The 24,410-nt window shown below is 48.2% G+C and carries 21 protein-coding genes and 2 pseudogenes; 12 read left to right on the forward strand and 11 right to left on the reverse strand.

All coding sequences use genetic code 11. From position 1 onward, the window contains the following. Window positions 1–41: 41 nt before the first annotated feature. Window positions 42–1,370, reverse strand: coding sequence for a bifunctional NUDIX hydrolase/phosphatase PAP2 family protein (locus tag DZ54_RS0103420; RefSeq protein ID WP_025673103.1), 1,329 nt, complete (start codon window positions 1,368–1,370; stop codon window positions 42–44). A gap of 48 nt (window positions 1,371–1,418) precedes the next feature. On the opposite strand from DZ54_RS0103420, the gene DZ54_RS18725 reads away from it, so the two are divergent. Further along, window positions 1,419–3,032, forward strand: a complete 1,614-nt coding sequence (locus DZ54_RS18725; protein ID WP_037353470.1) for a VRR-NUC domain-containing protein — start codon at window positions 1,419–1,421, stop codon at window positions 3,030–3,032. Between the two features lie 68 nt (window positions 3,033–3,100). Here DZ54_RS18725 and DZ54_RS0103430 read toward each other — a convergent pair whose 3' ends face one another. After that, window positions 3,101–3,754, reverse strand: a complete 654-nt coding sequence (locus tag DZ54_RS0103430; RefSeq protein ID WP_128080597.1) for a flagellar brake protein — start codon at window positions 3,752–3,754, stop codon at window positions 3,101–3,103. Between the two features lie 218 nt (window positions 3,755–3,972). Next, window positions 3,973–5,259 carry a DUF945 family protein gene (locus tag DZ54_RS0103435; RefSeq protein ID WP_128080447.1) on the reverse strand — a complete coding sequence of 429 codons (1,287 nt, stop codon included), beginning with the start codon at window positions 5,257–5,259 and terminating at the stop codon, window positions 3,973–3,975. Between the two features lie 492 nt (window positions 5,260–5,751). On the opposite strand from DZ54_RS0103435, the gene DZ54_RS0103440 reads away from it, so the two are divergent. From DZ54_RS0103440 to DZ54_RS18735, 3 genes and pseudogenes are all read left to right on the forward strand, one after another. Beyond that, window positions 5,752–7,695 carry an ATP-binding protein gene (locus DZ54_RS0103440; protein ID WP_164831551.1) on the forward strand — a complete coding sequence of 648 codons (1,944 nt, stop codon included), beginning with the start codon at window positions 5,752–5,754 and terminating at the stop codon, window positions 7,693–7,695. Continuing rightward, window positions 7,692–8,192 (forward strand): annotated as a pseudogene (locus tag DZ54_RS18730) (response regulator). The gene DZ54_RS0103440 and the pseudogene DZ54_RS18730 overlap by 4 nt, the downstream one beginning before the upstream one ends. A 134-nt stretch (window positions 8,193–8,326) precedes the next feature. Further along, window positions 8,327–8,874 (forward strand): annotated as a pseudogene (locus DZ54_RS18735) (hypothetical protein). A gap of 129 nt (window positions 8,875–9,003) precedes the next feature. Here DZ54_RS18735 and DZ54_RS0103455 read toward each other — a convergent pair. From DZ54_RS0103455 to DZ54_RS0103470, 5 genes are all read right to left on the reverse strand, one after another. Then, window positions 9,004–9,855: a universal stress protein gene (locus DZ54_RS0103455; RefSeq protein ID WP_025673107.1), complete on the reverse strand. Its 852-nt coding sequence runs from the start codon at window positions 9,853–9,855 to the stop codon at window positions 9,004–9,006. Window positions 9,856–10,028: 173 nt separating this feature from the next. After that, window positions 10,029–10,313, reverse strand: a complete 285-nt coding sequence (locus DZ54_RS23260; protein WP_128080448.1) for a hypothetical protein — start codon at window positions 10,311–10,313, stop codon at window positions 10,029–10,031. Further along, complete coding sequence (locus DZ54_RS18740; RefSeq protein WP_051415898.1) at window positions 10,286–11,275, reverse strand: MFS transporter; 990 nt, start codon at window positions 11,273–11,275, stop codon at window positions 10,286–10,288. Before DZ54_RS18740 ends, DZ54_RS23260 begins: the two co-directional genes overlap by 28 nt. Then, the gene (locus DZ54_RS0103465) at window positions 11,266–12,102 is read right to left on the reverse strand and encodes a patatin-like phospholipase family protein (protein ID WP_025673108.1); all 837 of its coding nucleotides are present in this window, start codon (window positions 12,100–12,102) and stop codon (window positions 11,266–11,268) included. The genes DZ54_RS18740 and DZ54_RS0103465 overlap by 10 nt, the downstream gene beginning before the upstream one ends. Then, window positions 12,099–12,440, reverse strand: coding sequence for a TraR/DksA family transcriptional regulator (locus DZ54_RS0103470; protein WP_025673109.1), 342 nt, complete (start codon window positions 12,438–12,440; stop codon window positions 12,099–12,101). The genes DZ54_RS0103465 and DZ54_RS0103470 overlap by 4 nt, the downstream gene beginning before the upstream one ends. Window positions 12,441–12,753: 313 nt before the next feature. Here DZ54_RS0103470 and DZ54_RS18745 point away from each other — a divergent pair, with 313 nt between their 5' ends. From DZ54_RS18745 to DZ54_RS0103490, 3 genes are read left to right on the forward strand one after another with little or no spacing between them, the layout of a single operon-like run. Continuing rightward, entirely contained in the window at window positions 12,754–13,776 is a 1,023-nt protein-coding gene (locus DZ54_RS18745; RefSeq protein WP_051415900.1) for a bZIP transcription factor, read from the forward strand. 34 nt (window positions 13,777–13,810) lie between these two features. Further along, the gene (locus DZ54_RS0103485; protein ID WP_025673110.1) at window positions 13,811–14,533 is read left to right on the forward strand and encodes an AzlC family ABC transporter permease; all 723 of its coding nucleotides are present in this window, start codon (window positions 13,811–13,813) and stop codon (window positions 14,531–14,533) included. Beyond that, complete coding sequence (locus DZ54_RS0103490) at window positions 14,530–14,850, forward strand: AzlD domain-containing protein (protein WP_025673111.1); 321 nt, start codon at window positions 14,530–14,532, stop codon at window positions 14,848–14,850. Before DZ54_RS0103485 ends, DZ54_RS0103490 begins: the two co-directional genes overlap by 4 nt. Window positions 14,851–14,929: 79 nt before the next feature. On the opposite strand, the gene DZ54_RS0103495 is transcribed toward DZ54_RS0103490, so the two are convergent. The 3 genes from DZ54_RS0103495 to DZ54_RS0103505 form a co-directional block, all read right to left on the reverse strand. After that, a complete protein-coding gene (locus DZ54_RS0103495; RefSeq protein ID WP_037353474.1) occupies window positions 14,930–15,202 on the reverse strand; it encodes a YrhK family protein in 273 nt (90 codons plus the stop codon). A 38-nt stretch (window positions 15,203–15,240) separates the two neighbouring features. Then, window positions 15,241–15,474, reverse strand: a complete 234-nt coding sequence (locus DZ54_RS0103500) for a DUF3955 domain-containing protein (protein ID WP_025673113.1) — start codon at window positions 15,472–15,474, stop codon at window positions 15,241–15,243. Window positions 15,475–15,630: 156 nt separating this feature from the next. Beyond that, entirely contained in the window at window positions 15,631–17,514 is a 1,884-nt protein-coding gene (locus DZ54_RS0103505; RefSeq protein ID WP_025673114.1) for a methyl-accepting chemotaxis protein, read from the reverse strand. A gap of 379 nt (window positions 17,515–17,893) precedes the next feature. Between DZ54_RS0103505 and DZ54_RS0103510 the strand changes: the two genes are divergently transcribed. From DZ54_RS0103510 to DZ54_RS18750, 5 genes are all read left to right on the forward strand, one after another. After that, on the forward strand, window positions 17,894–19,438 hold the full coding sequence (locus tag DZ54_RS0103510; protein ID WP_025673115.1) for a DUF3369 domain-containing protein: 1,545 nt from the start codon (window positions 17,894–17,896) through the stop codon (window positions 19,436–19,438). A 61-nt stretch (window positions 19,439–19,499) separates the two neighbouring features. Then, window positions 19,500–21,458 carry a PAS domain-containing sensor histidine kinase gene (locus tag DZ54_RS0103515; protein ID WP_025673116.1) on the forward strand — a complete coding sequence of 653 codons (1,959 nt, stop codon included), beginning with the start codon at window positions 19,500–19,502 and terminating at the stop codon, window positions 21,456–21,458. 15 nt (window positions 21,459–21,473) lie between these two features. Next, complete coding sequence (locus DZ54_RS0103520; RefSeq protein ID WP_025673117.1) at window positions 21,474–23,426, forward strand: PAS domain-containing sensor histidine kinase; 1,953 nt, start codon at window positions 21,474–21,476, stop codon at window positions 23,424–23,426. Between the two features lie 50 nt (window positions 23,427–23,476). Then, complete coding sequence (locus tag DZ54_RS23265) at window positions 23,477–23,701, forward strand: hypothetical protein (protein WP_051415901.1); 225 nt, start codon at window positions 23,477–23,479, stop codon at window positions 23,699–23,701. Continuing rightward, window positions 23,658–24,410: an HD-GYP domain-containing protein gene (locus DZ54_RS18750; protein ID WP_081721584.1), complete on the forward strand. Its 753-nt coding sequence runs from the start codon at window positions 23,658–23,660 to the stop codon at window positions 24,408–24,410. Before DZ54_RS23265 ends, DZ54_RS18750 begins: the two co-directional genes overlap by 44 nt.

Genomic DNA, 24,410 nt, shown 5'->3' on the forward strand with positions numbered 1-24,410 from the left:
AATCCAACTCATTCCCGTCATCTGCACCACGCCCCAAGCGGCTAGAAGCAGCCCAGCGACACCCAAAAAATCCAGACTAAGGTCAATAGTTTTCCCATCATGCTCGCGGCCGGTTTATGACTGGGAAAAAGCTTGTGCCAGATCTGACCGGTATATATCCCAGCGCTTAATGCGGCTAAGTAGAGCAGATCGGGTAACTTTAATGCTAACGCCAACAACGCCAGCAACCCACAGACCAATAACCACAGCCGACCGGTCGTCAGTAGCGGCCGATCTTTCCCTATGGTCACTGCATCTATTTTCACGGTTGCCCAGGCCAAGCTGCTTCCTACCAAGGCGCCAATCACCACATCACTGGCAAAGTGAACGCCCAAATACATACGGTTAAGCCCCATCAAGGTCGTCACTGCCAAAGCGAACAGTAACGACCCATATGCCTGCCCACGCGTGTTACGACGCTTGAGATACCATGCTGTTACAACGGCTGCCGCCAACAAGGTATGACCACTGGGCACCGTAAAACCACTTGCCTCACCGATTTGCAAGTCAGGCCATAGGTAAAACGGTCTTGGCATCGCAAACCCCGTTTTTAACGTGATAGAGACAGCTGCCGCACTGATCAACAGAAATAGTAGTGACAGCGCCGATTTATGGCCACGAAAAATAAGAAATAGAGGCACCAAGGCAACATAAAACGCAATTTCTCCTAAAATGTTGACCAATCCGAATAGGCGTTTAGTCATTGAGCCCGCGACATCGCCCATGTGCGCCACTGCCGTTTGTAACCCAGAAACGAGGACATATTGGCTCACATAAAAGGCGGGGGCTAAGGCGCTAAAATCTGCTAAGGCCGCCACATCACTGCTGGGCGTTTTTGCAGTCAGTGACCATAGTAACTCGCCGCGATCTTTAAACCGATAGCGATAGTCGTCTGCCTGTGCAGGAGGCACTAACAAGGCTTTATCGATTTCAGACCCAAAATGCAGTGCCTGCCAGACGGGTAACACCCCGGTGCCATTGGCGTTCGAAACAACCGGTAACGGCGTTTGGCTTTGGCAAGCAAACAGCACACCGCGCTTATCTTTGTGAGCGACGTTCCCTACGTTGACGCGAATAGCGGTTTCTTCAAACACTTCCCGCGCCAAGGCACGCGTCGGTGACTCAGCCAAGTTCACTCGGCCGCCTGGTAGGCCATATCGTCCGGTCACTCTGTCTTTTATCAACAGGAGTCGCCCTGCCGGATCGGTAATCACACAGGCAACCCCTGCGATCCCTTGCTCTGTTGAAAACGTATTCTCAGTTTGCGCCAAGGCATAGCTCGACACCCAGCAACTAAATACTGACAATAGTACAGCGATACTCCGTTTCATTCGGCGGCTCCTGAATGCACGTGTCCTAATGAAAGATAAGGAAAAAGAATGACACAGCCAGACCCTCTCAGTCCCTATTATTACCATCATAACTTTCAAAGCTTGATCGGTTTAGTGTCTGAACGTGACTGGGATCTGCTCACAGACAAAGAACGGGCTTGGCTTACCTCCTTTCAACAGCTTAGCTTCAACGCCCAATGTTTGCTGGTCCGTTTATTGATGCGCCGCCATGATTACTTCTTGGCCGACAAACTGACCTATTCCGAGCTCGGTGAAACGTGGCCTTTGCTCCACATCTTGGCCGATAACGGATTTGTCAGCATCACCGATACCGCGCCTGCTGAGGTCTTATTCAACGTGCTGAGTAAACCACAACTGATCGAGGCATTTCCTGCGGTGAATGTAGCGAAAAGTGCCAGTAAGACGCAGTGGCAAACCGCAATCACTGACACCTTTAGCGATCCGCTCGTTAGCCCCTACTCTCTGGTTGTCTGTCACCAGCCGGACATTCTCCCCGTGTTGTTGCTATTATATTTTGGTAATTCACGCCAAGATTTGAGCCAATTTATCGTCGCCGAGCTCGGTATTCAGCAATTTGAATCTTACCCTGTCAGTCAGTCTGAGCGCTTGTTTCAACACCGCCAACAAATTGATGATTGGCTGCGTTTGTCTGCGCTTGACGACATTGCTTGGCAAGCAAAGAAAGCCAAGCGTCCAGCGTCTATTCTTGCGCTACAGTCACGCCTGCCTCAGCCGTTTGATTGGCCGCCACTTGAGCGCAAACGGCAACGGTTAGTCAATCGTATTGCCCGTGAGTTTGAGCGCCACGATGACTTATCCTCCGCCTTATTGCTATACAAAACCACCACGCAACCGCCAAGCAGGGAGCGACAAGCTCGCATTTTGATTAAACAAGGCGCGCTTGATGATGCGTCACTTATTATTGCGGCCATGCTCGACGCGCCACACGATGAAGAGGAATATGACGTCGCCTGTCGTATCGCCAAACAAAAGCCCGTTAGAGAGCACGGCCGTTTACTGCCAACACATTCCGTCAATCCTGCTGCATTCGAGACGGAGACATTGGCATTAACCCTGGAACAACGCGTAGAGTGGGAGGTGGCTGACTATTATCGTCACCAAGGCTGGCAAGTATGGTATAGCGAAAACAGTTTGCTGAATGCGCTATTCGGGCTTTTCTTCTGGGATATTCTTTTTTTACCTATTAGAGGCGCTTTTGTGAATCCATTTCAACGTGGCCCGCGCGATCTTTATAGCGACGATTTTGTCACCAAAAGGCAGTCTCATATTGATGCCCGCTTGGCAAACATGGGTCAAGCACGCGATTGGATAGCGCGCCACTATCAGCAAAAACAGGGGATCATTAACGATTGGGTCAACTGGTCCGTGATTGAGTGGCCACTACTTGACGCGGCCCTGAACGCCCTCACTGACCGTCAGCTCAGCGCATGTTTCAGCCGTATCCTGTTCGATCGTCGCCATAATCGACGCGGTCACCCCGATTTGTTTATGTGTCGAGACGATGCCTATCAATGGGTGGAAGTGAAAGGCCCAGGGGATGTGTTGCAGCCTCATCAGCGTCGCTGGCTCCAGTTTTTTCACCAGAACGGCATTTGTGCCAAGGTGACGTATATCACTTAGGCTACATCAAACAGCTAGTCAGTCTATCTAACCATCAATAATAACAACGAACAGCAAGTGTGACACTGTCACTCAGCATCCTCGGTGTGTAGGTTAAAGATGTAGTGCGAGCCATCATAGACGAGTCGTTTAATCAAGGCTTCGCATTGTTTTAGGCCGCTGCGGTCAAACGACACCCCGTAGCGTTGCATCCCCCATTTTTTCTGACGGTTTTCCACTTGCCCGCTTAAGACAAAGCAATCATCGCTATCCGGTGCCTGGATTTGTATTGCGATTTGATGGTGCTTTTCAAACACGGGCGCAATGGCATCAAAACTAAACCCACAACCACCTGCAGAAATGTCGGTGAGATTGACCGACAAACGACGACTACCTAAAGGGACTTCCCCTTTCACATTCAACTCATAGCGATTATCTTTGCGCTGTTGAATTAATTTGGCTTGCTGAGGCAAATCAACCATCACGAGATTAACGGGTGCTTTGAGTACAGTGGAAATTTTGGACGCAAACCGCACTTTCGCGCCTTCGCCCTCATCAGAAACTGCATCAACCGCAAGGCGATAGCCCTCGATAAAAAATTGGTTAACCTGGTTGAGGTTTTCAGTTGGTAGAGAAAAGAACAGCCGCTTATCGCCATCAAAACCAATAAAGGTACATTCACAGCGATATGTTTGTCCCACCGGGGTTTTAATTTGTACCTGGGTGGTGGTTCCGTGTTTCATGAACGCCACGGCCCGCAGCCCAATGACGGTATCCTCTCTTATGGTTCTATATTTTTTGGCTTTAAGCTGAGGCAAAGACTGCATTATTCTAAATTCTTGCGGTTGAGAGAAAAAAGGTAACGGTCAGTACTGCCCCATTACCACTTGGAAGCTATGACGCGCACGTCATGGGTTATTGGCGCGTCAAGATATTACACGTTGACGATAACAGTCGTTGACTAAAGCAAGAACATCACAAACTGCATTAAGGGGACCGCATTGCCGTTCGATGCCACCACTTGATTACCCTCAATCTGGGCTGTTAGCGTTGTTTGTTGATCCGACTGCGTGACAAATCCTGCACTGGATAAGTGATGGACTTTTTCTCGCCATGCCGAACGTGATAGCAGCACATTGGGTACCGCGACATCCAAATTACCGGATAACTGACTGACCAGCTGGTTTAGGCCAAATTCACCAGCAGCGTCGCCTCCACTGAGGTTAAAGCGCATATCAACGCTCACATCCCCTTCTGGAAGTGTCAGACTCGCCGGCGACAAATTAACCGATAATCCCGATTGCAACAAATCCACGACCGCTCGCTCCATCGCTGATGCGCTTCCCGGTGCACCACCTTCTTGCCACTGTGACGACAGCAATGCAATCTGAGACATCGCCGTGTAATCCAGATGGTTCGCATCCAACGCTACCACTAAGTTGCGCCAACGGGTTTGATCCGGCAAGGTTATCTCACCAACAGTGAGCTGATTAGTATTATTCAGCTTGCGCGGTGACGCCGACTCAACCAACTCATTACCAATTTCAAGCTTAACCTGGGCAAGTTGAGCCGTTTGACCTTCGCCGTTTCCCAGCTGCGCTTGCTCAATTGAAAGCGACTGGTTACCAATCCACAGACTGTCTTGCAGATACCCTTTTCCGCTCCCCGTCACGGTATCAACTTTTAACTGCTGGCCGTTATCATCATTAAACGCGAGGGCAGGCAGTAAGAAGGATGCATTAACGCGTCCTTTGCGATCAATCTCGCCTTTAACGCTCAGCTCACTGGCGGTTAGGTTACTGTTTGCCTCCGACAGCGAGAAGGGGGCAACGGTAAGATGATAGTCAGAGGCACCTGTCATTAAGGTATCAAGATCCAGGCGAATCGGTGTCGGGTTACCTGGCCACATCTTTTGCGTGATCGCTTGTAGATCTGGCGTCATAACGAGCGTATTGCTCGACGAGACCCCCAGTACACCATGGGAGATATCCGATGCTACCTCATATGCAACCGGCAACCCCGACTGCTCCAATAGCGCTTTGCTCTCACCCTTAAACTGCACCCGGGTAACCGCTTGCGAGCTTAAATAACCTCGCTCATAAGTCTGTTGCTCGAGCGTAAAATCTGCGGTTGCGCGTTGATCCACTTCGCGCTCATACATTGAATGCGCAATTTGGCCCGTTGCAAATGGCCAACACGCGACCACCGCAAGCCCGCCGGCAATAGCGCCATACTTTCCTAAAAACATGTCTTTTTGCTCCAAGGGCAAGAAAAAACCAGTGTAACCAAAAATGGACGCTGAGGGTAATAGACTAATACGTTGAGGCACATGCTAAGCCAGCCAGCAAACATAACAATGGCTATTCGCTGTAAAATGCGATTATCTTATAACTGAGACTTACCACGCCTCTCAGGCAATCGCGGCACGTGCCCAAGTACTGATTGATCAAGTACTGATTGATAATGAAGGGGCCCTTAAAGCTGGCGTTGTTTTTCGTTACTTTAGGCTGTAACGAGTCTCTTTACATTGAGCGTTTGACGGTGTTGCTCGGTATGCCAGAGCACATATTGTAACTACTGATTTAGCCAGCTTTCCGCCGATGTATTGAATGCGATAGAAAGCCGTGACGTTTTGGCAGAATATGTTCATGAATGTCGACCATTTCGCATCATTACCGCGGGTAAACACCTATAATCAAAGGGTATTCGCGGCAAATCGGCAAAGTGTATGAACCCTTACGTGATATTGTGCATTGATCAAGACCCTCTGGTGGTGGAAAAGCTGTCTCACGACCTCGCCCCGTTTCGCGATGTGTTTGACCTATGCAGTGCTGACACGCCAGACGATGCCTATACGCTGCTAAGCGACTTGGAAGCCAATGAGCAGCAGGTGGCGTTACTGATCTGTCATAACGTGCCGGGGGATAATGATGGCATTGATTTACTCGTCAACGTTGACAATCATGCTGCTAGCCAAGGGGCACGTACTATTTTGCTCAGCGAAGCGCCGCAGTATGATGTGATTTTACAGGCAGTGAATGAAGGCCGATTAAATTATTGCATGCATAAGCCTTGGCGAGCAGATGAGCTGCAGCGCGTGGCAGAGAAAGAGCTCACAACTTATGTTCTGCGTCATTGCCAACACGATCTCCTGCGTTATAGCGAGGTATTGGATCATCGCACCTTATTGGATGCGCAGGTTGAACGTGAAATTAACCAATTCCAGTCCCAACTACTCGCACCGGCCGAGACCGATAAAGCGGCGATTGCCGACCGGGTGATTGCTGGCCTTTATGCCTTTTTTGACGGTAACGACGAAAGCCGTGCCTGCCGAACCTACAGTGCTAACCATGTTCTCACCAAAGAAAACCAAGACAACGCGTTTTTATGGTTTATTGCCGAAGGCAACGTGGGGCTCTATAAAACCGATGATGAAGGACAAGCACACCATGTTTCGACCCTCTCGTCCGGCAGCTTGATTGGCAGTATGTCATTTGTGACTGGCGATGTTTCTTTCTCTACGGGTCGCACGCTCACTCGCACCCGGGTGATCAAAATCGACCACGCGCTATTTAGCAAAATAATGACCAGTCGCTCAGAGCTGTTACCCCTGTTTATTCAATATTTACTCTTGCATTTTAACCAACGCTTAAAGCGCAGTATTGATACCGAAATCCAACTACAGCAAACCCTCGCCTCGCTGGATGAAGCCAATCGCCAGTTGTTGGAAAAAGAAAAAATGGCATTACTGGGTCAGCTCGTCGCTGGTGTCGCACACGAGCTCAATAATCCTGTTTCCGCGATTTTACGCAATAGCGACGCACTCGCCGACGCTTTAGAGCACGTAGCGCAGACGCCACTTGATGCAGCCAGTCGCGAACAAGCCCTCGCCCTGTTGCAAAACAACCGCGATAGCATACCGTTATCAACCGCCACTGCGCGAGCACACACACGTACGTTAAGCGAAATCACCGGCAATAAACGTATGGCACGAGATCTAGTGAATATTGGCTTGTATCAGCAAGACACGGTGACCGACTGGCAACAACGTTTGGGGACGCATTTTGACACTGAGTTGGCGACCTGGAAGCAATATGCCCGCTGTGGTCGCCTATTACGCTCTAATCATGTATGTGCGGCCCGGATCGCCGATCTGGTCAAAGGCTTACGCACCTATGCGCGCCAAGACAGTGAACAGCGCCAGCGTACCCATATTATCGAAAGCATTGACGATACCCTGACCTTATTTGAGCACCGGCTCAAGTCGCATCAATTAGAAAAATACTATGACTGGGTCCCTGACATTATCACTCAGCCATCAGCCTTAGCACAGGTTTGGACCAACCTCATCGCCAACGCACTGGATGCGATGCCAGAGCCGGGGATGCTTACCGTGACCGTAAAAACCCTTAACGACCAAGCGTCTGGCATGATTCAGGTATCGATCACGGACACTGGGATAGGGATGACGCAAGCACAGCAAGAAAAAATGTTCGCGTTAAATTACACCACCAAACGCGAGGGGCATTTTGGATTAGGCATTGGCCTGACCATGTGCCAGACCATTGTTCATCAGCAAGGGGGCGATATTCAGGTTCGCTCCCAACTCGGTGTCGGCACCACGATGACAGTGACTCTGCCCATTGAACTCCCCGCCTCTGCCAGTAAGGAGCCACCAGTATGAGCCAATATTTAATTTTATGTGTCGATGATGAACGGGATGTACTCGACAGCGTGGTTGATGATTTACAAGGCTTTGCCGATCACTTTGAGATCGAAGCGGCCGAGTCAGTCACCGAGGCACGCGATGTGATTCACGATATGGCAGCGGAAGGAACACAACTTGCGCTCATTCTGTGTGATCACATTATGCCAGGCGAATTAGGCGTCGATTTTCTCATTGAGCTGGCTAATCAGCCTCAGACTGCTCGGCACGCAAGATCTTACTCACTGGTCAAGCTGGACTGGAAGATACAGTATCAGCGGTAAATCATGCCAGTTTGCACTATTAACTTGGCAAAGCCGTGGCAGAAAGACACCTTGGTGAGTGTGGTGACCGATCAATTAACCAGTTACATGGTTGCCCACGAACCCAATTTGTTTCCTTGGGCTAGCGTCCTCGATACGCCGCGTGTCGTGGAAGCGATTAACAAAAATAAGTGGGATATGGGCGGTGAATAGCGTCTATTTATTTCTATTACCTCGCATTGGGTCAGAAATAGGTAAAAAAGCCTAAATGACGGGTGGATATGCTTGTTTCAGCGCGCAATCGTCTTATAGAATGATTTCAACACCAATAACAAGTGGAATTGATAATGCGTAAATCTCTTTTAGCCAGCGCGATTGTCGCGTTGGCTTCTTTCAGCGCCGTGGCCAATGAAGAAGACGCCAACCTCACCACCATGAGTAATTTTAGTTACGATTACTTGGAAGGACGTATCGGTGTTAGCCCCCTCACCTATGGTGCAGGATTTAGCATGTCTATTCACCCTAATGCGCACATTCGTGTCGAAGCCGATACCGAATTTGATTCAGATTGGGATACCGCTGCCGGGGTTGGCTTTCATGCGCCGATCAACAACTGGGCAGACTTAACCGGTGAATTGCTTGCTCGTGGTGTTAAAAAAGAGAACTTCGACAGCGACATGGGTTTGGAAATCAACCTCGGCATTCGCCAATGGTTGGGGCCGCAAGTTGAGGTGGGCGGTGAAATTGGCCTACTGACGGTGGATGATGAAGAAGATACCTTTGGCTCGGCTTACGGTCGGTTCCACGCCACAGAGCTGTTCTCGTTAGGCGCAGCTACCGGGTTAACGAGTGGTATGGCGATCAGTTTATGTTTACGACTCGCTTTAAATATTGATAGCGATACCGCTAACAAGGCACGAGGCAAAGGCAGCCAACGCTGATAAAAAAACCCGCATCATTGCGGGTTTTTCTTTATCGAAGGTAGGAACACGATCGAAGGTAGAAACACGCCAATCATCGGCTACTAGCGAATCAATAGCATGGGGACTGTCGACTCAATCAGCAGCTTCGTGGTGTTACTTCCGACGAAGAACTGACGCAGTTTTGAATGCCCGTAAGCCCCCATCACAATCAGACCCACTTGATTTGACGCTTGGTAATCTAAGATGGCTCGGTGTACTTCGCCCGTCAGTTGCGCTTGCACCACGCTCACCCCTGCTGCCTCTAATCGCTCAGCGGCACGTTTAAACGCAGTCAGCTTTTCTTGCGAGTCTTCTACCATGACTAAGTGGCAAGTCATCCCCGCTAATAATGGTGTGCTGAGCGCTTTCTCTACCAGCTTTTCGCTGATGTCACTGCCGTCAAACGCGAGCAAATAACTGTCTGGCGTGGAAAACTCACCATTTGCAATCAGCGTGTGTACTTTGAGTGAACGCACCACGCTTTCAAGTTGTGAGCCAATGGCTTTGGCATCACTTTGATGCACTTCGCCAGATTTGCCCAATACCAATACACGAGTTTGCGCTTCCAGCTCAAGCAGCGTTTCGACCAAATTGCCATGACGTTGCGACTTACTGACGTCATCCAAGCCTTTCGCTTTGGCCTCGTCTTCCAATTCAGAAAGTAACACCTTCCCATGCTTCATTTCCAGCTTAGCCCGCTGACCATCGAGCTCAACCAATTCTTGTAACAGTTGCTCACGACTCCCAGCAGACAAGTTACCGGATAGTTCAGGCTCCGTTTGATGGGACGATTTATCCAGTACATGGAGTAGCGTCAATGGCACAGACAGGCGGCTTGCCGCCCAAATGCTCAACGCTGCTACTTGCTTTGAATAATGCGGGCCATCGACGCATGCTAGGATCCGTTGCTCCACATCCTGTCTCCTCTTAGTCGGATATTGCTGTTCATTCACTCAATCATTTGCAAACAGCGATCAACGTATTATCACGGTTACAGCTATGTCATTGATAGTGACAGACACACGCGTGTCGTAAAGCATTAACCCATAAAAAGTTGATCCAGTCGCCATGTTTATTCGTGCTTGTTTCATCGAATCATGACCTTACCCATGCTGGATGTCACTGGGAGTTCAGATACGTGGATACACGGGCAAAAGCAATAGCGAAAACGAAAGAATAAGCCCGATAAGTGCGTAAGCAACCTCATTAAGGTCCAGCCAATATCGATCACGATACCGAATATCCAGGGTGACAAGGCTGTCGAGAGAATCATCATACCGGTCACCAGTGAGCGAATCGCACCAATATGAGAGACACCATACATCTCTGCCCATAGTGTATTAATCACCGGGTTGGTTGCACCAATGGCCAAACCAAATAGGCACATAAAGATCGGCGCAGCGCCGGATGGTTGATGTTGGCAATCGCCATTAGGCCGAGAATCAGCGGAATAGGGATAAGAATGAGCACATTTCGCGATCTATATTTATCAATAAGGTTGCCAGACACCACCGAGCTTAACCAATGCACAACCCCGTAAAATACAAAACTGCCGGCCAACACGCTGGGTGCCCAGTGCTTTGCCTCTAGGATAAAGTCTTGTTGAATAAAGACACCGGTGACAAGAAAAGGCGTGATCAGTGCAAGCGGTATAATCATCCAAAATCGCCAATCTCGGATCACATGCCTACGGCTTGCATCACTCGATTGATGGGTATGATTCGGATCAGAATAAGGTTGTTTAAGATCGGCTTTTTTTACCAGAAATAAAACAAGAGGCAGAAAGACAATCAATATAGCCGCTGCAATAAATAACCAACTTTCACGCCAGCCTAAAAGCGCGATGAGCGCAATCAGCAGGGACGGCAAAACAACCTCTCCCAAAGCAACACCGCTACCGACGAGGCTAATCGCTTTCCCTTTATCTTGCGCAGCACGCTTAATTACGGTTGCTTGCGCAATATGAGGTAAAAACCCTTGCCCACAAAAACGCAGTAAGAAGATAACAATCAATAGCCCAATGACACTGTCTACTGAATACATCAACAGGCACGCTGCCGTAAGTAGTATCGAAAAAAAGACCAACAGCTTATCAACACGAATACGATCAACCACACCACCGAAGGTAATCACTAGCACACTGCTTGTCATGGTCGCAATCGCATAGATCCCACCATAGGTCGCATCGTTCAGTTGCAGTGCGTCTTTAATACTGCTTCCATACCAACTAATAAAAAATGACTGGCCAATGTTCCCAAAAAAAATGGCTAAGAAGCCAAAGGCGATTAATGGCCACTGGTCACGAATTAACGCAGCATAAGATTTTATGAACATGTTTCCTCATTGATATGTTTTTTGCCTAATTCTCGTCCCAGATCGTATCCTGCTTCTAAATACGCTTTATTCATGGTAAATCGCCCGACACGAAACGTCTCATTGGGGGCAATCACTTTTATCGTGCAATCAGCCGGTGGATGATGAATAAAGTCCAACGCATCGTTATAACGACGATGACGGTGGTTCATTGCCTCAAATAACGCAGGCGCGTGTCTAATAACTGGCTTTAACAAACGTATTGACCGCGTATTTTTTTTCCTATACCCGAGAGGGCGAGACAAAATAACAGTAATATCTCTTGCGCCTTGTTGATACGCAAACTTCACCGGTATTGAATCGGCAATACCACCATCAGTCATTGAGATGCCGTCAACATTGGGGTAGTCACGATACGCCAGAGGGATCGAGCAAGAGGCAACGATGGCCTCATGATTAAAACCCGCCTTATCCATGCAAAAATAGTGGGGTTGGCCGGTTTCAACACTCGTCGTAACGACCCATAGTGGACACCGCAAAGCCTGACTTAACGGCTCCGCGTCAAACGATGCGTGCCAAAGCCAAGACACATCACACAGGTGTCCTCCTTTGAGGTACCGCTTAAAACTGAAAAACTCTGCTGACGTCGCATAGTTAAGTATAATTCTTTTACTTCTACTATAACTACCTGATAAATAACCAATTAGATTAGTAGATCCTGCAGAGACACCCACACAGAAGTGAAAATCATAAAACGCGGATTCAATAAACTGATCCAATACGCCCGCGGCAAAAATACCACGCATCGCACCACCTTCAACCACGAGCGCTTTTTGTCGAGTCGTCATTGGTTATTACCCTCACAGCCCACACAACGTAGTGCACAAGGATCAAATTCTAAACGTTTGGGGTTAATGGGCTCATCGCAATCAATACAGTAGCCATAGTCGTCTTCTTCGATACGTCTTAGTGCCGCTCTCACTTGAAGCAAGCGATCACGACGACGCCGTTTCTGCTCCAACGCCATTTGTTGACTTTGCATCGCATCCATTCGCGACAAACGACCCACGCTTTGTTGATCGAGCGTCACCGTACTATCCGTTCCGTTTTGCTCACTGATCTCTAACTCCGCCAACAAATCTGCCTCTAAAGCAGAGAGTTGCGCATGAAAAATATCAGAATTCATATGTGCACCTCTTATTTTCTGTGAATCACACCGCTGACTATCACGATGGCTTCTATGTCATTTCCAAATACCAAGAAGAAATAGGATACAAAAATCGCTTGGCTGTCATTGAATTATCCATCACTGATCAAGCGCACGGCTAAATAAAACGAAAGAAACCATCATCGAGCCGCATTTATGATATGACGTATTTTACATCAAATTGTGTGTTGTTCAGTCACTTATTCAGGTTTTCACTACTTATTGACACACAAACGCCACGATCTGCGCTAGGCTTTGCCATCTCTTCATTTCGCCAGGATAAAAAGACAGCATGAACCCAATTGCCGGGCCTTTTCCTAGAGACACTTACCGTTTTCCGAAAGGCCGCTTTTCCATATTGAGCGTTTACAGCTTTACCAGTGCCGCGATTGTGGCTTCAACGATTTTCTCGCTCCTTTTATTTCTCTCGCTTGATGACAACCCTCTGATGCAGTGGTTGTTTGGCGCACTCGCGGTCATTTTTGAAGCGGGTAAGTTTTATGCGTGGTATGAATTTGGCGAGCGTCGTGCACACGGTAACTATACTGGCGCCGCCTCGGCTCTGGTTTTTTACCTCATTCTGGCGTTAATCTCAATTGGCGGTAGCATCGGCGGCATCAATAGTGCCACCAATGCCGCGCAGAGTGAACAGCAACAAAGCGAGGCCAAGGTCGCCGCGTATGGCCGCCAAATTGACGCGATTGAGCAACAGATTGCACTTAACAACGAAGCAGCTGAACGCTATATTGAGCTAGATAGAATTGCGACAGGCGTGGCGCGGCTGCAACGGGAAAACACCCAATTACGCAAAGAACAACAACAACTGGCATTAGAGCGTGATAGCTTACCGGCGGTGGCTCAGGGATCCGTTTTGGGGCTGATCAGTAATCTTGCCAGCACTTTAGGCGTGAGTGCCAACCAAGCCCAGTCTTGGCTGGTGATTTTTCTCTCTGTACTGTTAGATTTATTTGCCGCCTTTTTTGTCGGTGTTATTGGTGAGGAGCAACGCTTCCGCCATTGGTATCGTCACCCACATACCACACCGCATACTCCCGAGAGTGCTAAGAGATCTCATCACGCCGAAGTAATGACAGATGAATCGACGATTTCCTCTGATACGCTCGCTGAGGATACTGACTCCCCTTATGCGGAAATTAAAGCCGCATTAGCCGCAAAAACATTACGCTGTAGCAAAAAAGCGGTGATGACGGAGTATGCGCTAAGCCAAGACACTGTCGATGCCCTTTTTGCACAGCTACAAAAAAACGGACTGGTCGCCAAAAAACCTAACCATCATTATCATTGGGTGGGATAGACTGTACGAAAAAAGACAAATAACAAGGTGAACTATGCATAACGCTGCACAAGAGGTGCATACCCCCGAGGTATCACTGTGGCGCGCACTAGGCGATGTAAGTCCATTGTGTCTGGCGGTGCTGCCATGGGGGATTTTATGTGGTTCGTTAGGGCTGCAAATGGGGTTAACGGCCCTGCAAACCCAAGCCATGTCATTATTGGTGTTTGCTGGCGCAGTGCAATTATCCGGCACCATGATGGTGGGCAGTGCTGCTGGCCTCCCCGCGGTGTTAGGTTCTACGTTAGTGATTAGCGCACGCCACCTGTTATATGGTGCACACTTTCGCCAATACATTACGCCTTTGCCACTTAACTGGCGCCTTGGCCTTGGTTTTTTATTGACTGACGAAATGTACGCACTCTCGAGCGCGCACACCAACAAACATGGTCACTTTTCCAAGCACTATGCACTCTATACGGGGGCAGCATTTTACATGGGTTGGAATCTTGCCACCTTAGCGGGCATTTTGGCGGGATCCCAACTGAAAGCGTTGGAGGCCATTGGGCTTGATTTTGCCATTGCAGCAACCTTTATCGCCTTGACGGTTCCCAGTATCAAAACGCGACCTGTTTTACTGTGTGCTTTAGCAAGTGGTTTAAGTATGGTGTTATTCACCTATTATCACGTACCCAACGCACTGATTATCGCCACCGGCATTGGGATGACGGCGGGATTACTGGCTGAGTCACTACCGGCTCGGAGGATCAGATCATGAACGACTGGTTAATGATCGTCGCGATGGCGTTGATCACCTTTTCCGTGCGCTACGTTCTGCTTGCACGCAGTGTGCCTGTGCGTATCGGCCCGCGATTGCAACGGTTACTCACCTACTCTGCACCTGCCGTGCTCACTGCGCTTTGGGTACCGATTGTTTTCTTTCCTGAGGATGAGTTATCCGTGACAGTCACTAACCCTTATCTGTTGGGCGCCTTACTTGCCATTGGCTTAGCGTGCACCCGTTTATCGATGTTATTAGTGGTCGGGATATCGATTGGCTTCTTTGTTGCCCTTCAGCTGCAGGTGTTCGGCTAACGCATAGAAAAACAAAAGGCGGGAGCATTTACCCGCCTTTTTTATCATCTTCGATATATCTGTGATTCACATATGAACATCAGTTATTTTGAACACGTTGCTGCATGCGTGAGACGTGCACCAATCCGGTTAATTTGATACTCGGCTTGAGCAGAAGCTGCGCACTCCCGACGATAAAGAGCCAGGTGCCGCTTTCTATCAATGCATCATTGAGAAAAAAGAAGCTTCCAATCAAAAACCAGATCGCAATCAACAGGTCGTTAAATGCACCAAAGGCTTCATAACGACGCTGAATCGCAAAATGCTTATTACCAATATCAATATCCAGCTCTCGGCCATTACGCTGTATCATTCGCTTTCTCTGGACCTTGGTATTAATAATTGATGGATTTAACAGTCAATATGTTGACGTTTAATCCCCAGCATCGTCTGCACCATATTCAAGAAGAAGGTGACAGCACTCATACCTAAAAACAACCATGCAAGAGGGATGAAGGCGAAGAGCTCTTGTATCGGACTGTTTGCAGCCGTTTGTGGCGTGGAAAGGTTGAAGGCAAGCAGGCAACCGATGCCAATGAGGAAGAAAATAAAAGACGTACGAAAGTGTCGCAGTAGGGTTAGCATAAAACCTTTTTTAGTTGCTTCAGTATTTGGTGTGACCGACGGCTGTCTCAGAAGTTCCCACTTTTTGCATTTTTTTCAAAAAAAAGCGTTCACCTCATTATCACCAAGGTGAACGCTGGCCTGTGTGACTGGCTTAACACCAGCGAATCATTAAACCTATAGCTTGTAAGTTGACACTTTGTCGCTCAGCTTCGTGGCTTGATGACGCAGATTATCCGCCTCTTGCGACGTGTCGTTGGCGCTATGCACTAAATGCTCAGACACATCTTTGATTGACGTAATATTCTGTGTGATTTCACTGGTGACATGGGTCTGTTCTTCAGCTGCCGTGGCAATTTGAGTCGCCATATCACTGATCTGATTCACGGCGGCATCAATTTCACTGAGCGCCGCGGTGGCTTTATCAACATCAGCGACCGAATCTTCCGCCAAGGATGAGCTACTGTCCATGGTGGACACAGCGCTTGCGGTCGTGGTTTGCAAGGTCTCAATTGTTGACTTGATTTCTTCTGTTGAGGCGTGTGTACGTTGCGACAAGATACGCACCTCATCGGCTACCACCGCAAAGCCACGACCCTGCTCCCCCGCACGTGCCGCTTCAATCGCCGCATTCAATGCCAGTAGGTTGGTTTGCTCAGCAATGCCTTGAATGGTTGATAACACGGTGGAGATCTCTTGCGAGTGTTTGTCCAACTCGGCCACGATGGTGCTCGCCTGTTTGAGTTCATCCGATAAGCGTGTGATCGATGTTTTGGTATTTTCAACCACCGCACGCCCGTTGTCAGTACTCTCCGTCGACGCTTGCGCTGTACTGGCCGTATGCTCAGCATGAGAAGCAATCTCTTGCGTCGCGGAGGCCAGCTCAGTGACCGCCGTGGCCACCATGGTGACTTCTTGTTGTTGCTGATTGATATCATCCACGTTGCGGCGAGCGCGTTCAGTACTGCTATCTGATTGCGAGGTCAGTTGCTGCGCTTGTTCACGAATATGGCTGATGAGCTGATGCATACTGCCAACGAACGTGTTGAAGTTTTTTGCCAGCTGCCCCACTTCATCATCACTTTCTACCTCAATCCGTTGAGTGAGATCTCCGCTACCATGCGCAATTTGCTCCAAGGCATTGGAAACATTGGTTAACGGCCTGAACAAAATATTGACCAGTAAGTTAAATAGCAGCGTACAAGCAATTACAACTGCAATCGTGACCGCAATTTGTCCCCACACTGCATCAAACAGTGGCGCCACTAAGGAGTCGTAGTTAATCACGGTCACGGTGATCAAATCGGTATCTTTGATCGCTTTTGCGTAAACGACACTTTCAGCGCCACCTACCTCAGCGGTGACACTCCCGCCAGAGTTCATCGCCGATTTTATGGTATTAAACGATAATCCCAGTTCACTGACCGATTGGTTGAGTAGATCGGCATTAGCATGAGTAAAGACATTGCCATCCTGGTTGGCAATAAACATATAACCATTGCCAGGCAAAATCACTTTCTCCAAGCCCTCAATGATATCGCCAATTTCTACATCTGCGCCCAACACCAAGGTTTGTCCATTAAACTGCAATGCCTTACCCAAAGAGACCACATTCGCCCCCGTAGCGGCCGCTACAGTAGGATTATCCATAAACACATTCGACGGCGCAGCCTTCGCATTGGTGTACCAGCCCCATTTTCTCGGATCGTCATTCCCCGGTGGCAACACCACGCCATTGGCATTATCTTGGCTGCCGTCAGGATAGGCGAGAAAGACGTTATCAAACCCACCTGCATCGCGAACCTGTTTAAGATGCGTGACCATATTGGCCGGATCCGCTTCGCGGGTCAGTGACGTCATTGCGCGCTCTTTGGAAGCCACCCAATCCGACACATACTGATTATACGATGCGGTAGTGCTTTCGAGTCGTTGTGCCACTTCGGTATCGAGTCGCGATAAAGAAGCCCGAAAAGAAAGCGCTTCGACCAGAAAGCCACCGATAATAATGGCAAGACCGGCAGAGACCGCCAGCTTGTGCTTGAGGGAAAGTTTTTTAAACATAACTGCCTTGTAAGTCCGTCATAATGTGTTAATTATAATTTCAGTAAAACAGTGTTCCTGACGCTCGGCAAAACAGGCGCCAAACAACTGATAGGTCCATCACAACATTTTTGTAAAAGTATTACTTAAGCTGTTGTGGGTTGGCGATAAAACACACTACCTATTGCAATAACGCCAGTTTTACGGCCTTTTGTGCCGTGTTGCACTCACAGTTTAACAGGCATGGTGACTGGTCGCCTGCGCCAGATCAGATAAATGTATCAAGCTGAAAAGATCAGTATTGCATACAAAGTCTTCATAGTTATTCCCTCCTCGCAACTTTGAATGACCTAAACTACGCTTTAACTAATTGAGTTAAACACTAATAGGGGCGAACTGAATGGACTTGTTTGCAGATCAACGTGACGGCGCATCGCCCAAGTCTCCCGACACACATATAGAGTCGGGGGCAATACCGTGGCGCATTCTGCTGATTGATGACGACGACCTGATGCACGAAGTAACCCGATTAGCGCTGACTGGGTTTACTTTTCACGGTCGCCCTTTAGAGATTCTGTCTGCCTTATCTGGGCAAGAAGCAAAAGAGATTCTACGAAAAGAGACGGATATTGCGTTGGCACTCGTCGATGTGGTAATGGAAACCGAGCATGCTGGGCTTGATCTCGTACGGTATATCCGTAATGAGATGAACGACCATGTTATTCGCCTCGTCCTGCGCACGGGGCAAGCCGGCCAAGCACCGGAAGATAGCGTGATCCGAGACTACGACATTGACGATTACAAAGAAAAAACGGAGCTCACCACCCAAAAGCTTAAGACTTTACTCTATTCAATGCTGCGCTCTTACCGCGACCTATGCATGATAGAAGCGCAAAAGCAAGGTCTTAAACGTGTGATAGAAGCATCGGCAAATGTACAGAACACCACCAATCTCCAACATTATGCCACCGCGGTGTTAGAGCAACTCACCTCATTACTTCATATCCATGACTCTGCCTTTTATTGTGTGGTTCAACCGCGTCCTGGTGCCGAGGAAACAAGAGCCTTGACGCTAGCAGCAACCGGCGATTACGTAGACTGCTACACCGAATGCGCGTTTGAAAAACTGCCTCCCATTGTGTCAGCCCGCTGCCAGCAAGCGCTCGATACTCGGACCAGCATTCAGTTTGATGATGGTTTTGTGCTGTTCCATCGTGATGATGAAGATGTCGAGTTTCTGTTGTATGTCAATCACGCGACAACCCTTTCGGAACTGGATCAACATTTACTCAAAATCTACATGCAAAACATTGGCTTGACCTTTGAAAATCTTAGCCTAATGGTGGATCTTCGCGAAACGTCGAAAGAGCTCGTTTACAACCTCGCCAATGCGGTTGAGGCACGCAGTAAAGAAACCGGCGCTCACGTACAGCGTGTCTCGCTGTTTTGTGAAAAACTGGGCCAACTGTATGGCCTAGACGAACATAAAACCACGCTACTGAAACATAGCTCGCCGCTACATGATGTGGGCAAGGTGGCGATTCCTGACGCGATCTTACATAAACCTGGCAAATTAAACGCGGAAGAATGGGAGATCATGAAAAAACACGTTGAGTATGGTGTGGAAATTCTAAGCCATTCCAAGCGACGATTAATCATGGAGGCGAAAGAAATCGCAGCGACGCATCACGAAAAGTGGGACGGTAGCGGCTACCCTAACCAGCTAGCTGGAGAGGGGATCCCAATTAGTGGGCGCATTTCAGCACTAGCGGATGTCTTTGATGCGCTGGGGTCTAAACGATCGTATAAACAAGCTTGGACGGACGACGATATCCGTCATGAATTAATTGAGCAACGCAACAAACATTTTGAATCCAAGCTGGTCGACTTACTACTTGAACATTGGGATGAGTTCGTTGCCATTCGGGAAGCGTACCCAGACTAAAAAAGTAGTGTAGAGATACGTTTGTCCTAATCACCGTCACGAGTAGCGCGCCAATCTGTCTATGAGCCGAAGCCATAAATTCGATGAAAGCATCCGCAACCCTTTCTTCAGCCTGGTAGGCCGACGCATTCTGCTGATTATGGTTCTGCTCAGCGGCTTTTTCACGCTATTAACCACACTACTACAAGCGTATTGGCAGTATGATGAGGCATTCAATCAAGTGGAAAGCCGCCACGATGAGATTGAGCATATCCACGCCGAGCTACTCGCCAGTTCACTCTGGCTTTATGATCTCACCAGTGTTCAGGAGCGAATCGATGGATTAGTCAATCTCCCACACGTTAACTATCTAGCCGTACGATCCGAAAACTATCTTTTTGAGGCAGGCCAGCCGCTTAACGTACAAAAAATGGTGAACGAGTACCTATTGGAATATTTTGATCCAGATACAGGTCAACTTCATCGCATTGGTACCCTCTATGTCGAGTCAAATACCCACGCCATATACACTGAGTTGATGAAGCGTTTTGCGATTACCTTGTTGTTGAATGTCGTCAAAACCTTGCTCGTTTGCTTTCTCATCCTCTTCGTCTTTCATTACACGGTCAGTCAACGGGTATTCAAAGTCGCGCAATTTCTTCGCCATTACAATCCACTCGATCCGAGAGAAGATAAACTCATTCTGCCACGAAAGCACCTCATCATGGAGAAGGAAGACGAGCTCGACTGGCTGGCCGATGAAACGAATAAGATTACAAGCAACATGTCGACGCTGTACCGTAACATTATGTTAGAGCGGGAGCGTTTATCTGACTTTACTCATGTTTCCTCAGATTGGCTCTGGGAGACTGATGCTGATCTCCAACTGACTTTTTGCTCGGAGCCGATGAAACAGGCTTTTAGCATCGTCGATAATCGCTTTCCTAATCTCAAGGATTTAGTGGCTGCCATTGGCTGCCAGCACTTTGTTACCCACCTCAATCGCCAGCAAGATTTTGCGATGTGTGAAGAAACCATCCCAGTTGGAAAACAAAACCGTTATTTTGTTTTTCAAGCTATCGCCCACCACGATGTAGATGGCTTTCGGGGTTTTCGAGGCACAGGTATTGATATCACTGAGCTTAAAGCGGCTCAATTTGAACTAGAAGCACTCAACCAAAACCTAGAATTAACGGTGGATGAGCGAACCAGAGAGCTGCAAGAAAGTATGGAGCATCTAAAAGCAGCACAAGAGCAGTTGGTGGAATCAGAAAAGCTAGCCGCGTTAGGCAGCCTAGTTGCTGGCGTGGCACATGAAGTGAATACCCCGTTAGGGATCGCGGTTACCGCATCATCTGTGATTAAAGACATTACCAATACGCTCCAGCAAGCATTCGACAACCAAACCCTGACAAGTACGCAGTTTGAATCATTGATTAAGCGAGCGAGTGATGGCGTTAATATGCTGGAGCATAACCTGAGACGCGCCACTCATCTTATTCGCGACTTCAAACAAACCGCGGTTGACCAAGTGTCTGAAGCACTCACGGAATTCGATGTTAAACAAACCCTAAATGCCTTGGTCGCCAGTCTTCACCCTGAAACCCGTAAAGTCTCCGTCGAACCACAAATTATCGGGGATGACAACCTACGAATGTATAGTTTGCCAGGCGTCATCACACAGATCATTTCAAACCTAGTGATGAACAGTATCAATCATGCGTTCGATGATACCGAATCACCGAAGATTATCATTGAGTTTGAGAAGCAAGGCGACCACTTGTATCTCAGTTACCAAGATAACGGATGTGGTATTGAGCCTGCTCTACATCATCGTATTTTCGAACCTTTTTATACCAGCAAACGTGGGCGTGGCGGCTCGGGCCTAGGACTCAACCTAGTGTTTAATTTGGTTAAGCAAAAGCTAGATGGAGAACTCCAATTTGAATCAGAGCCAGGGAAAGGCGCTAAATTTATGTTTTTGATCCCTTTGAGCTTATCGACGCACATAGCGCGACACGTAAGCAAAGACAAACATTAAGGCGATAAAAATAGCATGGAGACGCTGCAAAAATTTGAACAGAACCTCAGTCACCCGCTGTTTAGCATTGTGGGACGACGCATCATCTTATTGATGGTACTTCTCAGTGGTTGTTTCACCATCATGACAACCCTGTTGCAACTATCATGGGACTATGAAGAAGCGTTCAATAATATTGAACAACGTCACGATGAAATCAAAAGTGTTCACGCTGATCTTGTTGCGTCCTCATTATGGACATTTGACCTAGCTAGCGCACAGAATCGCCTCAACGGCCTCGTCAATTTACCCTACATTGATTATCTGTCGATTGAATTTGATGGCGCGGTTCTAGACGCGGGTCAACCTATCGAGCAAAACGCGGTCGCTAGCGAAACGGATCTCAATTACTTCCACCCTGACACCGAACGCCGTATCGAATTAGGTGTTTTAAGGATCGAATCAAACGCACAAAAAATCTATGAATCGTTGCTACAGCAATTTTTAGTCTCGCTTTTACTTAACGGGATCAAAACACTCATTGTTTGCGCTTTGATCTTATGGGTATTTCACCAAAGCGTCAGCCAGCGGGTCTTCACCATCGCAAAACATTTACGCCAGTTTGATCCGTTTGAGCCGACTCATGAGCCACTCGATCTAACGCATCGCAAGTTTATTATGGAGAAAAATGACGAACTGGATTGGCTCGCCGAAGAAACCAATAAAATCACCTTACGGATGAGTAGTCTTTATCAAAATATTCTTTTAGAGCAACAACGATTAACCGACTTTACCAACGTAGCCTCAGATTGGCTTTGGGAAACCGATGCCACACAACGGCTGACCTTTTGCTCGGAAGCGATGCAGTCCGCGCTGACTATTTCTATCATACATTCTCCCAAATTAAACGCCGTTCCAGCATTACGCCATTGCACATCACTGTTAACAAAAATGGATGCCTGTGAAGACTTTTCTATGTGCGAAGAGCAAATCACGCTCGAGGGCAATCCTCATTATTTTGTCTTTCAGGGGATCGGCTATTTCAACACCCAAGGCTTCGTCGGTTTTCGAGGCACGGCGATTGATATTACCGAGCTCAAGCAAACCCAATTTGAGCTAGAACAACTGAATCAAACCCTAGAGGCGACCGTTGAAACACGGACCCAAGATTTAGAACAAAGTATGACTAACCTAAAAGCGGCACAGAATCAGTTAGTCGAATCAGAAAAACTCGCGGCGCTCGGACGTTTAGTCGCCGGTGTCGCTCACGAGGTTAATACGCCGCTTGGGATTGCAGTGACCGCCAATTCAGTGATTAAAGAGACTGTTGCCAGCTTAACAACCGCGTTTGAACAACAAACACTGACCAGCCAACAATATTCAACATGGATGCAGCAAATCACAGACGGTACCCGCATGCTAGAAAGTAACCTGAACCGCGCCGCCATCTTGATTCGAGATTTTAAACAAACCGCTGTAGACCAAGTCTCTGAGAGCCGCTGCCAATTCCGCCCGGTGCAAACGCTGGATGCGCTAATGGGGAGTTTGCATCCAGAAACGAAAAAGGTTCCAGTGACTCCCGTTGTTGAAGGCGATACTGAACTACAGATGAATAGCTTGCCGGGGGTGTTGACGCAAGTCATCTCAAACTTGGTGATGAATAGCGTCCGCCATGCCTTTGAGGGAGTGAGCAACCCAACCATTCATATTAAGGTCACAGACCATGGCGAAGAAGTTGGAATCGTCTATACCGACAATGGTGTGGGCGTACCTCCCGACCTGCACCAACGGATTTTTGAGCCTTTCTATACGAGCAAGCGTGGTAGAGGGGGATCAGGGCTGGGATTAAACCTCGTCTTTAATTTGGTCTATCAAAAACTACAAGGTACGCTCAGGTTTGACTCGGATCGTAATCAAGGCGTGACCGTGAGGTTGATGTTATCCAAGTTTCTTCATACCGTAGAATCAAAAACGCATGAAAAGAGTTAGCATCTATTACGGTCTATTGGCTTATCGCCTCATCACAAGAAGGACAGAAAATGATGCACGTTTTATTGAATTGGCTAAATCGTCGCCAGACCAGCAAAGAAACACAACGGATGTTTGAGAGCTTGCTTAGTCTTGCTTGGATTGTTGAAGCCAAAGACCCCTATACAGGCGGTCATTTGTGGCGTGTTTCACAACTGGCACATACGGTTGCGCTCGCCGATAAGTGGACACATGAAGATCGGGCGGCCGTCACGGCTTGGGGGGTTTTTACATGACTTAGGCAAGGTCAGCGTGCCTGATGCTATTTTGTGTAAGTCAGGGGCGCTGACTGACGATGAGTTTGATATTATTAAAAACCACCCCACCGAAGGGTTGTATGTCCTAGAGGGGCATCCACTGACGCCGATTGTTAAAAATGCTGTCGGTTTGCATCATGAACGGATTGATGGGCGTGGTTACCCAAACCAACTTCGAGGCGATGATCTTCCTATCGATGCAAAACTCATTGCACTCTGCGATGCATTCGATGCCATGACTAGCCAGCGTCCTTATAGACAGCCAATGACCAAAGAGACGGCCATTGAACTTGTAGAAAAAAATCTAGACACGCAATTTGATGCAGCACTCGGTGCTCGCTTTGTCGCGCTTGCAAAAGCAGGTAGCTTTGATACCATCATCGCCCACACCGATGAAGGGATCCCTCTCCATCATTGCCCGACATGCGGTCCGACCATTACGCAATACAGCACGGATAAGCCAGGCCAACACTTACACTGTCCCATTTGCCTACAACAGGCTGAGCTTATCCAAAAAGACAACCAATACACACTCAAACCGACGGGGAAAAAACTCCCGCCAGCGCAGCAAAGACGTCGTCCTGATATGGCATTAATTAGGAAAGTTATTCACGATACGATCCGATCTATCCCAGTCCAATCTTTGCTCGACCGTGCGAATCAATCCAACGAAATAAAAGGCGCGTGA

It is taken from the genome of Salinivibrio socompensis S35 (genome assembly GCF_000513715.1).
Taxonomy (GTDB): Bacteria; Pseudomonadota; Gammaproteobacteria; order Enterobacterales; family Vibrionaceae; genus Salinivibrio; species Salinivibrio socompensis.

What these genes read in the sequence shown, in the direction of transcription:
- DZ54_RS0103420 (WP_025673103.1), bottom strand. Translation starts at nt 1,370, where the DNA reads ATGAAACGGAGTATCGCTGTACTATTGTCAGTATTTAGTTGCTGGGTG.
- DZ54_RS18725 (WP_037353470.1), top strand. Translation starts at nt 1,419, where the DNA reads ATGACACAGCCAGACCCTCTCAGTCCCTATTATTACCATCATAACTTT.
- DZ54_RS0103430 (WP_128080597.1), bottom strand. Translation starts at nt 3,754, where the DNA reads ATGAAACACGGAACCACCACCCAGGTACAAATTAAAACCCCGGTGGGA.
- DZ54_RS0103435 (WP_128080447.1), bottom strand. Translation starts at nt 5,259, where the DNA reads ATGTTTTTAGGAAAGTATGGCGCTATTGCCGGCGGGCTTGCGGTGGTC.
- DZ54_RS18740 (WP_051415898.1), bottom strand. Translation starts at nt 11,275, where the DNA reads ATGTTCATAAAATCTTATGCTGCGTTAATTCGTGACCAGTGGCCATTA.
- DZ54_RS0103465 (WP_025673108.1), bottom strand. Translation starts at nt 12,102, where the DNA reads ATGACGACTCGACAAAAAGCGCTCGTGGTTGAAGGTGGTGCGATGCGT.
- DZ54_RS0103470 (WP_025673109.1), bottom strand. Translation starts at nt 12,440, where the DNA reads ATGAATTCTGATATTTTTCATGCGCAACTCTCTGCTTTAGAGGCAGAT.
- DZ54_RS18745 (WP_051415900.1), top strand. Translation starts at nt 12,754, where the DNA reads ATGAACCCAATTGCCGGGCCTTTTCCTAGAGACACTTACCGTTTTCCG.
- DZ54_RS0103485 (WP_025673110.1), top strand. Translation starts at nt 13,811, where the DNA reads ATGCATAACGCTGCACAAGAGGTGCATACCCCCGAGGTATCACTGTGG.
- DZ54_RS0103490 (WP_025673111.1), top strand. Translation starts at nt 14,530, where the DNA reads ATGAACGACTGGTTAATGATCGTCGCGATGGCGTTGATCACCTTTTCC.
- DZ54_RS0103495 (WP_037353474.1), bottom strand. Translation starts at nt 15,202, where the DNA reads ATGATACAGCGTAATGGCCGAGAGCTGGATATTGATATTGGTAATAAG.
- DZ54_RS0103500 (WP_025673113.1), bottom strand. Translation starts at nt 15,474, where the DNA reads ATGCTAACCCTACTGCGACACTTTCGTACGTCTTTTATTTTCTTCCTC.
- DZ54_RS0103505 (WP_025673114.1), bottom strand. Translation starts at nt 17,514, where the DNA reads ATGTTTAAAAAACTTTCCCTCAAGCACAAGCTGGCGGTCTCTGCCGGT.
- DZ54_RS0103510 (WP_025673115.1), top strand. Translation starts at nt 17,894, where the DNA reads ATGGACTTGTTTGCAGATCAACGTGACGGCGCATCGCCCAAGTCTCCC.
- DZ54_RS0103515 (WP_025673116.1), top strand. Translation starts at nt 19,500, where the DNA reads ATGAGCCGAAGCCATAAATTCGATGAAAGCATCCGCAACCCTTTCTTC.
- DZ54_RS0103520 (WP_025673117.1), top strand. Translation starts at nt 21,474, where the DNA reads ATGGAGACGCTGCAAAAATTTGAACAGAACCTCAGTCACCCGCTGTTT.
- DZ54_RS23265 (WP_051415901.1), top strand. Translation starts at nt 23,477, where the DNA reads ATGATGCACGTTTTATTGAATTGGCTAAATCGTCGCCAGACCAGCAAA.
- DZ54_RS18750 (WP_081721584.1), top strand. Translation starts at nt 23,658, where the DNA reads ATGAAGATCGGGCGGCCGTCACGGCTTGGGGGGTTTTTACATGACTTA.